At 39.3% G+C, this 11,919-nt stretch carries 9 protein-coding genes; 4 read left to right on the forward strand and 5 right to left on the reverse strand.

The genetic code is table 11. The annotated features are described in order from the left end of the window. Window positions 1-3: 3 nt before the first annotated feature. Window positions 4-2,727 (forward strand): insulinase family protein, encoded by a 2,724-nt coding sequence (locus tag H5120_RS06405; RefSeq protein WP_182673900.1) that lies wholly within the window; start codon window positions 4-6, stop codon window positions 2,725-2,727. A gap of 54 nt (window positions 2,728-2,781) precedes the next feature. Next, entirely contained in the window at window positions 2,782-5,034 is a 2,253-nt protein-coding gene (locus tag H5120_RS06410) for an EAL domain-containing protein (protein WP_182673901.1), read from the forward strand. Here the strand turns inward: H5120_RS06410 and H5120_RS06415 are convergent. Both H5120_RS06415 and yeiP read right to left on the reverse strand, forming a co-directional pair. Next, on the reverse strand, window positions 5,031-5,225 hold the full coding sequence (locus H5120_RS06415; protein ID WP_024604473.1) for a hypothetical protein: 195 nt from the start codon (window positions 5,223-5,225) through the stop codon (window positions 5,031-5,033). The genes H5120_RS06410 and H5120_RS06415 overlap by 4 nt on opposite strands. Window positions 5,226-5,364: 139 nt before the next feature. Beyond that, a complete protein-coding gene (gene yeiP, locus H5120_RS06420) occupies window positions 5,365-5,937 on the reverse strand; it encodes an elongation factor P-like protein YeiP (protein WP_002962153.1) in 573 nt (190 codons plus the stop codon). Window positions 5,938-6,131: 194 nt separating this feature from the next. On the opposite strand from yeiP, the gene H5120_RS06425 reads away from it, so the two are divergent. Beyond that, window positions 6,132-6,518, forward strand: a complete 387-nt coding sequence (locus H5120_RS06425) for an MmcQ/YjbR family DNA-binding protein (protein ID WP_024596739.1) — start codon at window positions 6,132-6,134, stop codon at window positions 6,516-6,518. A gap of 35 nt (window positions 6,519-6,553) precedes the next feature. On the opposite strand, the gene H5120_RS06430 is transcribed toward H5120_RS06425, so the two are convergent. From H5120_RS06430 to fadI, 3 genes are all read right to left on the reverse strand, one after another. Continuing rightward, window positions 6,554-7,063: a GNAT family N-acetyltransferase gene (locus tag H5120_RS06430; protein WP_182673902.1), complete on the reverse strand. Its 510-nt coding sequence runs from the start codon at window positions 7,061-7,063 to the stop codon at window positions 6,554-6,556. Window positions 7,064-7,137: 74 nt separating this feature from the next. Continuing rightward, entirely contained in the window at window positions 7,138-9,345 is a 2,208-nt protein-coding gene (fadJ, locus tag H5120_RS06435; RefSeq protein ID WP_182673903.1) for a fatty acid oxidation complex subunit alpha FadJ, read from the reverse strand. Continuing rightward, on the reverse strand, window positions 9,345-10,655 hold the full coding sequence (gene fadI, locus H5120_RS06440; RefSeq protein WP_004335629.1) for an acetyl-CoA C-acyltransferase FadI: 1,311 nt from the start codon (window positions 10,653-10,655) through the stop codon (window positions 9,345-9,347). The genes fadJ and fadI overlap by 1 nt, the downstream gene beginning before the upstream one ends. Before the next feature lie 306 nt (window positions 10,656-10,961). Here fadI and H5120_RS06445 point away from each other — a divergent pair, with 306 nt between their 5' ends. Beyond that, window positions 10,962-11,918 carry a MoxR family ATPase gene (locus H5120_RS06445; protein WP_182673904.1) on the forward strand — a complete coding sequence of 319 codons (957 nt, stop codon included), beginning with the start codon at window positions 10,962-10,964 and terminating at the stop codon, window positions 11,916-11,918. The last annotated feature ends 1 nt before the right edge of the window (window position 11,919 follow it).

Below are 11,919 nucleotides of genomic sequence, written 5' to 3' on the forward strand. Positions count from 1 at the left end.
CATTTGAATATCAGCCGCAATGATAACAGAGCATACCGCGCCTTTACACTGGACAATGGTCTAAAAGTACTATTAGTGCAAGATAAAGATTCTACAAAAGCGGCAGCATCAATGGCAGTTAACGCCGGGCATTTTGACGATCCTCTTGATAGGCAAGGCCTAGCACACTTTTTAGAGCACATGCTTTTTTTAGGCACTGACCAATACCCAGATTCAGGCAGTTTTAATAATTTTGTTTCGCAAGCCGGTGGTAACACTAATGCGTGGACTGGCACTGAGCATACTTGTTACTTTTTTGATATTAATAACCAAGAATTTGAACAGGCGCTTACCCAATTTAGCCGTTTTTTTATTGCGCCACTTTTAAATTCAGCCGAAACAGAAAAAGAACGCAACGCAATTGAAGCCGAGTTTAAACTAAAAATAAAAGACGATGGTCGCCGTATTTATCAAGCCCACAAAGAAACGGTAAATCCAGCTCATCCATTTGCTAAATTTTCTGTAGGAAACCTACAAACCTTAGCTGACAGAGAGCGCTGTATTAGTGATGAGCTTCGCGACTTTTTTAATAGCCAGTACCAAGCTCAGTGGATGACTTTAGTTATTTGCGCAAACGAAACATTAGACACACTACAAAGCTGGGCACAAACTTACTTTGGCGCAATTAAGGGTAATAAAAACCTCAAAAAGCCAGAGATCAGTGAGCCCCTCTATCGCAAACAAGACATAGGAAAAATACTCCATATTGAGCCGCATAAGCATATGCAAAAACTTATCATAAGTTTTGCTATGCCTAATATTGACGACTTTTATCGCCACAAAACAGTGAGTTTTATTGCCCATTTACTTGGCTATGAAGGCGCGGGTTCTCTTTATTCTATTTTAAAAGAGCAAGGCTGGATAAACGCGCTTTCTGCTGGCGGTGGTATTAATGGCAGCAACTTTAAAGACTTTAATATTAGCTTAGCGCTTACCGATGAAGGTATTGAATACTTCGAAGACATTATTGAAATGGTGTTTGAATACATTTGCTTAATTAACGATAACACCGAAAAATTGCCGCGTTTATATCAAGATAAAAAAAATCTATTACAAATAGCATTCGATAACCAAGAAAAGTCACGCTTGATTGATTGGGTCAGTAATTTAAGCATTAATATGCAGCATTACGATGAAGCAAACTACGTGCAAGGCGACTATTTAATGGAAGGCTTTAAAAAAGCGACCCACGAAATGGCCATGCAGTGGTTAACGCCACATAATATGCGCATCGTACTTATACATCCAGATGTAGAGCCTGAACATAAAACCGCATGGTACAACACACCATATAAAGTAGAACATATTTCACCTAGTTGGCTTGATGCACTTAGCGAGATAAATAAACCGCTGAGCGAAATGCTGCTGCCTACCGCTAATCCTTATTTAACAAAAGAAGTGGTGTTATTTGATGTCATAAAACCACAAACAAAACCCGAGTTATTAGTAAAAGAACCCGGTTTTGATTTTTGGTTTAAACAAGACAACACATTTCGTGTTGCTAAAGGCCATTTTTATTTGGCCATGGATTCTGATTTTGCCGTAAAAGATGTAAAGCATATGGCACTCACCCGCTTATTTACAGATTTATTTATGGATAGCGTGGGCGAGCAATTTTATCCTGCAGAACTTGCGGGGCTTAGCTATCACTTAACCTCGCATCAAGGTGGGTTAACTCTACATACCGCAGGGCTTTCATCTAGCCAGTTAGAGCTTGTTGATCAATTAATAGATGCTTTATTTAATGTAGAAATTTGTGCAAAACGCTTTGCTGAATATAAAAAACAACTTGTAAGGCATTGGCGCAATAGCAACCAAAACAAACCAGTCAGTGAGTTGTTTAGTATTTTAGGCGCAAAAATAATGCCTTGGAACCCTCAACCTGGGGAGCTTGCATCGGCATTGAAAAACACCTGTTTTCAGCAATTTAATGAGTTCAGAACAGACTTTTTTAAAGCACTACATGTTGAATCATTTTTACATGGTAACTGGCAGCAAAGTGATGCATTAGCCTTTCAAAAAAAGGTCGCCGAACACCTAAAAAACGCAGCCATAATTGAAGATTTAAGACGCCCTCTTTTTGAAATTAAAAAAGTAACTCGCTACGAGTTAGAACTTCCTTGTAGCGACCATGCCATGGTAGTTTACTATCAGGCGCAAACGGATTGCGTGGCCGAAAAAGTAAAAATGATGGCGTTAAATCATTTAATTAATCAAGATTACTTTAACGAGTTACGAACAACACAACAGCTAGGTTATTTAGTTGGCGCAGGTTATGCACCTTTTAATACTCGTGCTGGAATAGCATTTTATGTGCAGTCACCTAAGTTTGATGCAAAAACATTATTACATCGCCATAACAGCTTTATTAAAAAATACCTTGATAACATTGATGCACTTGATGAAAACGATTGGCAACAGCAAAAACATGGCCTTAGTACTCATATTGCAGAAAAAGATAAAAACTTGCGCCTGCGCTCACAACGGTTATGGCTTGCTATTGGTAACAGAGATCATGAATTTCATATGCAGCAGCGACTTTTAGATGCCCTAAACGCACTAACACTAAGAGAAGTAAAAGTTTATGCACTAAGCCTATTTGATGATAATAGACCAAGATATGAGCTTTTAAGCTCGGCGAAAGTCAGTAAATCTCAAAATATGCTCGTTTACTCTCAATCTCTTTGACTCTAGGTTTAGCTTGTTTTAAATTATCATTTGTAAATTAGAAGTAATCAAAAAATGATAAAAACAATAATAAAACTAAGCATGCTTGTAGTACTTGCTTACTCATTTGAGCTTTTTGCCTTTGAGTCATCACTTAATTACAACTCAGACAATATACTTATACTAGCAAGCGCCATTATAGCGCTTGCTTTGCCGTACCTGTTATTTGTAATCCATAAACTTAGACGTTCACGCCGCCAACTTCGACTTTCGGAAAAACGCCTTAAAAGTACTGTAGAAGGTAGCGGCGATACACTTTGGGACTGGAACATAAAAACAGGCGAAGTTATTCGTATTAACGATAAGTATTTAATGGACTCAACTACGTTAATGGGGTTTCCACCAAATAAAGGCCTTATCCATCCTCACGATATTAATAACGTTGAGCACTTGCTAAAAGTGCACTTTGCAGAGCAGTCTGCTTTTTTTGAAGCCACCTACCGAATCAAAGATACTTTTGGTCGTTGGCACTGGGTGCTCGATCGCGGAAAAATAATTGAAAAAGACGCCAACTTATCCCCCCTTAGAATGACAGGTACCGTTCGCGATATATCACAGTTAAAATCAACTGAAGAGCGCTTAAACCTTTTTGCAAAATGTGTTGAGTCGCTTACTGACGCCTTAGCAATTTACGATAAAAACTTTAAACTGGTTGATATAAACCCTAGCTTTTTAACCTTGTTTGGTGGCGTACGCGAACAATACTTAGGAAAAGATTTTAGCCTATCTGGGTATGAGCCAAGCTACACAAACAGAATTATTGAAATAGTAAAAGAGCGCGAACATATTCAACAAGAAGTGAAGCTTCGTAATAGTGAGCGTATTTTATTACCGATAGAAATATCCATAGATGAAATTAAAAACGATCAAAATCAAATAACTAATTATGTCGTTGTATATTCAGATTTAACAGAGCGTAAAAAAGCAGAATCGCAATTACATAACTTATCGAATCGAGATCGGACAACCAGTCTGCCTAACCGAAATTTATTTTTTACTGATTTGCATAAACTAGTAAAACTCAATTCGCATCACGCCTTGCTTGTATTCGATTTAGATAACTTTAAAAAAATAAATGACTCGTTAGGACATCAGCTAGGTGACAGCTTATTAGCTAAACTAGCAATGCGCTTAAATAAACTAACCCGCGAAAATGATGTGTTTTATCGTTTAGGCGGCGATGAGTTTGCTCTGGTAATGTCTGACACTAACGACATACATGTAATTACACGCATGGCTAAACAGTTTTTAGCAGCCATTGCTACACCATTTAAAATAGCAGGCCACGAACTAGCAATCACCTCAAGTGTAGGTATTGTATTATTCCCAGAAGACGGTAATACACCTGAACTGCTTTTAAAAAATGCAGATACCGCGATGTATCATGCTAAAAAGAAAGGTAACAGCTACTTATTTTTTAACGACACGATGAACCGTCAAGCCGTTAAACGACTGCAAATTGAAAACCTCATGCGCTTTGGTTTAAAAGAAGACCATTTTGAAGTGTACTACCAACCAAAAATGAATATTCGCACAGGCAAGCTAACCGGAATGGAAGCATTAGTGCGCTTTATTACACCCAAAAAAGGCATTATTAGTCCGGGAGTTTTTATACCTATAGCCGAGGAAACGGGCCAAATAATTGAAATTGGTGAGGTGGTATTAAACAAAGCCTGCAGAGACGTAAAAGAATGGCTAGATAACGGTTTATTTAGCGGCCGAGTAGCTGTCAACTTATCAGCAAAGCAATTTAGCCTCCCCGATTTAACCTCTCGTATTGACGTTATTTTGCAAAAAAATGAATTACCTTCTTACTTTTTAGAGCTTGAAATAACAGAAGGTACTGTAATGGATGACCCTAAAGATGCCATTGCAATTATGCGTTCGTTAAGTGCCCGAGGTATTCATTTAGCAATGGATGATTTTGGTACTGGTTATTCATCATTAGCGTATTTAAAGCAATTTCCGCTTAATACACTTAAAGTAGATAAAGCATTTATAGATGACATGACCAACGAACGTGGCCGTAATATGGTCGACTCAATAGTCACTATTGCGCATAACCTTGATTTACATGTAGTTGCTGAAGGTGTAGAACAAGCCCATCAAATTGATATACTCAAAAAGCTTAATTGCGAAACAGTACAAGGTTATTACTATTCTAAGCCACTATCAAAAAGTGAATTTACTGAATTTTTAAAGCAGCAACAAACTAAAGCGGCCCCAAGCTTAATTAGAAAAAATAAAAATGTGGCATCGATAAATTAAGGGCGCCATATACACGCATTTATTCCTACATTTCTAACTAAAGCACGACGATAATGTAGATTAAACAAGCACCAGGCTACAGGTCCAAGTAAACCGCCTAAAATCAGCCATCGTTTAATTGGCATGCCTTTTTTAATGGTTTCTAAATACATTAAAGCTATAAATGCACTGCTTAGTAAAACTATAAACAAAGCTACCCCTTAAAGTTGCTCAAAAATACGGCGCTTATTCTAACGCTAACGTGATTAAATTTAAAGCAACAAATCCCCGCGCGCAAAAAAGCCGAAGCTGTTAAATACAGATTCGGCTTTTAAAATTATAATTTACAAGTTACTTTTCAGCACGACCCATAAATTTGTGTTCAACAGTATTAATACGGATACGGTCACCTGTTGAAATATGCTCTGGCACAGAAATATTTAAGCCAGTAGACATACGTGCAGGTTTTGAACGAGCACTTGCAGATGCACCTTTGATAGATGGGTCTGTTTCTTCAACAACAAGTTCAACACTTGACGGTAAATCAAGTCCTACTGGCGCGCCATCAATAACAATGACGTGTACGCCTTGCGTTTCTTCATTAACAAATAAAATTTCTTCGCTAATAGCATCTTTGTTTAAGTTGTAAGGCGTGTAATCTTCATTATCCATGAACACATACTCGTCGCCATCAATGTACGATAGCATTACTTCACGGCGTGTTAAATCAGCCAGCGTTAGCATGTCACTGTCTTTGAATGTTTCGTCAACTTTACCACCGGTTACCACATCGTATAAACGCATACGGTATAAACTACCACCAGCACGACCTTGCGGCACAGAGCGCACAATATCTTTTACAACTAAAACGCGGCCATTGAAGTCAATAGCAGTACCTTTTTTAACATCACTCGCCTTTGGCATGTGTGAATTCCTATTATTTTTTTGATTGGCAGAAACATACCACGAACTGGATTTTGTTCAACTAAAATTACGTTGGTTTTACGCTACATGTTGTATTAGCTTGTAAAATTTTAATTTATACTAAAATACATATAATCAAATGTGAAAAAAACTGCTATGGTAGCTTTACCGAGTATGACTTCAAGGAATGGATCATGGACCAGAAAAAAGTACATGAGTATTTAGTTAAAAAACCACTTGTTCAGGTTACAAAACCATTTGCGCAAGAGGTTGATGTATATAAAGTGAATCATAAAATGTTTGCGACTCTTGCTATTGGCAATGACGGTCAAACTAATGATGATGGTGAGGTTATTTGGTGGCTTAACTTAAAATGCGATCCTGATGAAGCAATATCATTGCGTGATACTTTCCCGGCAGTGATCCCTGGTTACCATATGAATAAACGCTTATGGAACACAGTAATTTTAGACGGCACAATTGCACAAAGTGAAATTGAGAGAATGATTGATAACTCATTTAATTTAGTCGTAGAAAATATGCCAGAAAAAGACCGCAAAGCTATCGCACTTCACTTGTAGCACTTTTTGGGCTAGGCTACTAGCCCATTAAAACCTTAAACCTTAAGCGTATAAATTAAATCGTCATATAACTTTTCGCCTATTGTATGCACTTTAAAAAGTGTATCGGTATGGGTTAAGCCACACTTACTAAGCACCTTTTCAGAACCAATATTGCCACGCGTTACGACAGCTTTAAACTGCCTAATACCACATTCTTTCCAAGCCCAATCAATCACTGCTCTTAATGACTCTGTCGCGTAGCCTTCATTAAAATACTCTGGCAATAATAAATAACCGAGCTCTGCGGTTTCTCCGTCATAGGCAAAGCCTGTAACACCCACTGGTTGTTTTGTTTTATTATTAATAATGAGTAAGCACAGTGGATGGCGTGATTTAGTATTCCACTTAGGTAAGCGTACCTCAAAGCGGTTTCTTATCAGTGACTCCATTGGCATATCAAAACAATACTTAAGGACTTGAGGATCGCGATGAAGCGCTAGAAAAAGAGGCCAATCAGACTCTTCTATTTGGTACATGCTCAATCTTTGTGTAAATAATGTCATTAAGCTCCTCATTTAAATATTAAAAATCATAAAAAAACCGCATCTAAATGCGGTTTTTATAAACAGTAGAAACTTTATTCTTTCGTTTCAATCTCTTTAGTAACTTCAGGCTCAGTGACACTTTGCTCTTGTGGCTCAGTACTTTGTACTTCAGGAGCTACAACCTCAACAGTTGCTGCATTATAAAAAGTAGTACCAGAGCTTGCCATTGTTACCAGTGACTCACATGGAGCAAAATTAGCATCGCTGTTAGCCAATGTAGACATATCAGAGCTTATTTTACTTGCGCCTAATTTATCCATATAGCTAAACGGGCCACCTAAAAATGGTGGGAAACCAATACCAAATATTGCACCAATGTCGCCATCACGTGGGCTTGCAATAATGCCATCATCTAAACAGCGTACTGCTTCGTTAAGCATTTTTGATACACATCGCTTAGCAATTTCGCTTTTGTTTAAACGTGGAGCTGGGGTAACACCCAATAGTTCGTAAACTGACTCATCAACCTTTTTGCCTTTTTTGTCGTATTCATAAAAACCACGACCCGACTTACGGCCAAGGCGTTTTGAATCAATCATACGCATAAATGCATCAGGGCCTTTAAAACGCTCACCTAATTCTTTTTCAAGAATTGGAGCAATTTTAGAGCCAATATCAATCCCTACTTCATCAAGTAGAGCCAGCGGTCCTACCGGAAAGCCAAACTCAACTAGGGCTGCATCAATCTTTTCAATTGGCTCACCCGCAAGCATTAAGTTAGCAGCTTCATTTAAGTAAGGCGCTAAAATACGGTTTACGTAAAAACCGGCCATGTCTTTTACAACAATTGGCGTTTTACCTTGCTTACGTGCAAAGTTAACAACGCGAGCAATGGTCTCTTTAGATGTACCTTCGTGTGGAATAATTTCCACTAATGGCATTTTTTCTACTGGTGAAAAGTAATGTAAGCCAATTACATTTTCAGGACGTGCTGCCTGCGCTGCAATTTGCGAAATTGGTAATGATGACGTGTTACTAGCAAAAATTGTATTTTCTTGGCATTGCTGCTCTACGTCGGCAACCATACCTTGCTTAAGCGCAAGATCTTCAAACACCGCTTCTATTACTAAATCAATGTGTTTAAAGCCACTGTAGTCTGTTGTACCTGTAATACGGTTCATTGTTAACTGCATATCAGCTTTAGACATAATACGGCGCTTAAGGCGCTTGTCTAAAATTTTGTAGGTGTAGCTCATTGCATTACTAATGCCCTGCTCTGCTACATCTTTAATACGTACCGGTACTTTAGCTTTAACAGCACTTACGTGCGCAATACCTGCGCCCATTAGTCCACCACCTAAAACAGCAGTTTTGCTAATTGCGGGGGCGTCATCATTGCGCCACTCTTTTTTCATTTCAGTGGTTGCAAAGAAAATACCGCGAAGCGCTTTCGATTCGTCACTCATTACAAGTGTTGCAAAGCTTTCAGCTTCTGTTTTATACGCTTTTAGCTCATCAAGCTCTACACTAGCACGCACAGCTTTAATAATAGCGAGTGGTGCTGGGTAGTGCCCGCCCGTTTTTTTAAGTACGTTTTCTTTGGCTTTTTTAAATATAAAGTTACGACCAAACGGGTTTGACTCTAATAATTTACTAATATTGTCGAGCTTTGGCTCTTTTGCTTGTGGCTTTTTCTTAGTCGCAAATTCTTTTGCAACTTTTAGCAGCACACTGTGTGGTACACAGTCATCAAGCACGCCTGCTTTTTTAGCTTGCTTAGGGCGAATTTGTTTACCTGTTAGCATCCACTCAAGTGCTTTTTGAATACCAACAATTTTAGTTAAGCGCTGCGTACCGCCGCCACCTGGTAGTAAACCTAGTTGCACTTCTGGTAAGCCAATTTTTGTTAAATCGCTGTCGGTACCAACACGGTAGTCACACGCTAAAGCAAACTCTAAACCACCACCTAATGCAGCGCCATGAATCGCGCTTACTGTTGTGTATGGCAGTTTTGTCATATCAAAAAATGCTTGATGACATAGTTCGCTAATAGCTAAAGCATCATCACGCTTTTGAACGCTATCGAGCATTTTTACATCGGCGCCCGCGATAAAGTTATCGCTTTTTCCGCTTATAAATACCATGCCTTTTACATTTTGCGACTTAGCGTCTTCTAATAATGCTTTTAAGTCATCGGCAAAACTACTGCGCAGGGTATTCATTTTCTCCCCTGGCACATCAATCGTTACTACGGCAATTTTGTTTTCATCTACCGCTAAATTAAATACTGAATCAGTCATTACGCGCTCTCCAATACAAAGGCTGCACCTAAACCACCAGCAGCACACGCTGTTGTTAATGCCAAACCGCCACCACGACGTTTAAGCTCGTGTAAGCTTTGCGTAATTAAGCGTGCACCTGTTGCTGCAAATGGGTGACCATATGCTAAAGAGCCGCCGTTAACGTTAAACTTATCCATGTTAATTTCGCCAATTGCTTTGCTGCGACCTAAATGCTCTTGTGCAAATTTGTCTGAGGCAAACATTTTCATATTGGCAAGTGTTTGCGATGCAAACGCTTCGTGCATTTCAATTAAATCTAAATCAGCAAGCGTAATACCCGCTCTATCTAGTGCAATAGGCGTTGAATGAGCTGGGCCCATTAACATGTCTTTTTCTACGCCAATTGCCGAAAATGCAAAGCTACGTACGTAACCTAGTATTTCATAGCCAAGTGCTTTTGCTTTGCTTTCGCTCATCATAAGTACGGCCGCTGCACCATCAGTCAATGGTGTTGCATTTGCAGCGGTAACAGTACCGTGCTGACGGTCAAAAACAGGTTTAAGCTTGGCGTAGCCTTCAACCGTTGAGTTTTTACGAATGTTGTTGTCTTCTGAAATAAAGCTTTTATATGGCGGTAAATGCGCCGTCATTACTTCATCTTTTAACTTACCATCAGCCCATGCTTGCGTTGCAAGTGAGTGAGAACGATGCGCTAATGCATCTTGATCTTCACGGCTAATATTATGTGTTTTAGCCATTTGCTCAGCAGTTTGCCCCATTGAAAGGCCTGTTGAGTACTCTGCAACTGCAGGAGGCACTGGTAATAAATCTTTTAAGCGCAGTTTTGAAAATATTTTTAAACGTTGACCAAGCGTACGCGCTTTATTTAAATCAACTAAGCTGCCTGCTAGCTTTTTACTAACACCAATCGGTAGTACTGATGACGAATCTGCGCCGCCTGCAATACCTACACTTACAGATCCCGCCATAATAGACTCAGCTACATTAGCAATAGCCTGAAAGCTGGTAGCACATGCGCGCGATACAGAATATGCATCAACCGATACAGGCATACCTGTGCCCAATACAATTTCACGTGCAATATTTGGCGCTTCTGGCATTTGTACTACTTGACCAAATACAAGTTGATCAATTTCTGACTTATTGAAATTTAATCGTTCAAGCATTTCGTTAACCACCAATTTACCCATATCAAGTGCTGGTACATGGTGAAACGCTGTTGCTTGTTTTGCAAAAGGTGTACGTAAGCCGCTAACTATGGCAATACGGTCGCCCTTTGGTGTTTTTAGTATGTTTTGCTCAGACATTTATGCTCTCCCGCTGACAGGTCTGACCTGTTTGTTTTCCTCGATTCTAAACAACCCGTGCCCTAAAGCCAATAGATAAACACAAATTTATATAAACAGTGTTTAATTACGACTATCACAATAGGCTTTTTTAGACGCATTTACAAAGTTTTGTGGTACGCTAAAAATCGTTAAAAAATAACGAACTATTTTAAAAAATACAGTCTAACTCTTGAGTTACCCAATTATAAACCTTATAAATAGGTCAGTATTTATCACCTAACACTATTAGGTACAAACCCAGCTGACGAGGACAGTCCACTTATTATGGCAGCTAACGCATTTTCACAATTAAAAACGTACTTAGATACACAAATCATTGGCCAGCCAGAGCTTACACAAGCGCTACTTATTGCTATTTTAGCTGATGGTCACTTATTAGTAGAAGGCCCTCCTGGGCTTGCAAAAACACGTGCAGTTAATGCACTTGCTAAAGGCATTGAAGGCTCATTTCAGCGCGTACAGTTTACGCCAGATTTATTACCAGCTGATGTAACAGGTACCGATATTTACCGCCAACAAACTAGCGAGTTTGTATTTGAAAAAGGCCCTCTTTTTCACAACCTAATTTTAGCTGACGAAATTAACCGCGCACCAGCCAAAGTACAATCAGCACTATTAGAAGCCATGGCAGAGCGACAAGTTACCGTGGGTAAAAATACCTATCCGCTTAGCGAACTGTTCTTAGTTATGGCAACACAAAACCCGCTAGAGCAAGAAGGGACTTACCCGTTACCAGAAGCCCAGCTGGATCGCTTTTTACTGCACCTAAGTATTGGCTACCCTGGCACAGAGCATGAGCTTGATATACTGCGTTTAACACGCGGCGAAGCGCTTAACGAGCAACAACCAGTAATGCAAAAAATCAGTCAAAGCGACTTATTTGCAGCTCGTAAAGAAATATTAGGCCTTTATTTAGCAGAGCCGCTTGAGCAATATTTAGTACAACTTATTATTGCCACTCGTGAAGGCGCTAAATTAGATGCGCAACTAGGTAGCTGGATTGAGTTCGGTGCAAGTCCGCGTGCAACAATAGCACTTGATAAATGTGCTCGTGCTCATGCATGGCTTCAAGGCCGTGACTTTGTAGCACCTGATGACATTCAAGCTGTTGTGCATAACGTACTGCGTCATCGCATTATCTTAAGTTACGAAGCCCAAGCCGATGGCATTACTAAAGATCAAGTAATAAGCCGTATAGTTGAACTTGTAGCCGTACCATAAG

It is taken from the genome of Pseudoalteromonas sp. SR43-2, from assembly GCF_014163885.1.
In the GTDB taxonomy this organism is placed as follows: Bacteria; Pseudomonadota; Gammaproteobacteria; order Enterobacterales; family Alteromonadaceae; genus Pseudoalteromonas; species Pseudoalteromonas distincta.